This is a genomic window from Modestobacter sp. I12A-02662, from assembly GCF_041028325.1.
Taxonomy (GTDB): Bacteria; Actinomycetota; Actinomycetes; order Mycobacteriales; family Geodermatophilaceae; genus Modestobacter.
Map to the genome: position 1 here is coordinate 1 of NZ_JABGDE010000044.1, position 566 is coordinate 566.

Sequence of the window (566 nt, forward strand, 5' to 3'; positions counted from 1 at the left end):
GCCGTGGGCGCTGGAGAATTGAGGGGGGCTGCTCCTAGTACGAGAGGACCGGAGTGGACGCATCACTGGTGTTCGGGTTGTCATGCCAATGGCATTGCCCGGTAGCTAAATGCGGAAGAGATAAGTGCTGAAAGCATCTAAGCACGAAACTTGCCCCGAGATGAGTTCTCCCTGACCCTTTAAGGGTCCTGAAGGAACGTTGAAGACTACGACGTTGATAGGTCGGGTGTGTAAGCGCAGCGATGCGTTGAGCTAACCGATACTAATGAACCGTGAGGCTTAACCTTACAACGCCGAAGGTGTTTTGGCGAAGAGACACGATATTTTCAGCCTGATACAGATTTAACAGAATTTGCCTGGCGGCTTTAGCGCGGTGGTCCCACCTGACCCCATGCCGAACTCAGAAGTGAAACGCCGTAGCGCCGATGGTAGTGTGGGGTCTCCCCATGTGAGAGTAGGGAACTGCCAGGCATCAAATTAAGTAGTAAGCCGGTGCATGAATCCGGTGGTTACAAGCAGTCTTCGGTGGAGCGGTAGTTCAGTCGGTTAGAATACCTGCCTGTCAC

The 566-nt window shown here is 53.2% G+C and carries 2 rRNA genes; both read left to right on the plus strand.

What is annotated here, in order from left to right:
- Positions 1 to 287 (plus strand): 23S ribosomal RNA (locus tag HL189_RS22515); the annotation flags it as partial.
- A 68-nt stretch (positions 288 to 355) separates the two neighbouring features.
- A 5S ribosomal RNA gene (gene rrf / locus HL189_RS22520) occupies positions 356 to 471 on the plus strand.
- The last annotated feature ends 95 nt before the right edge of the window (positions 472 to 566 follow it).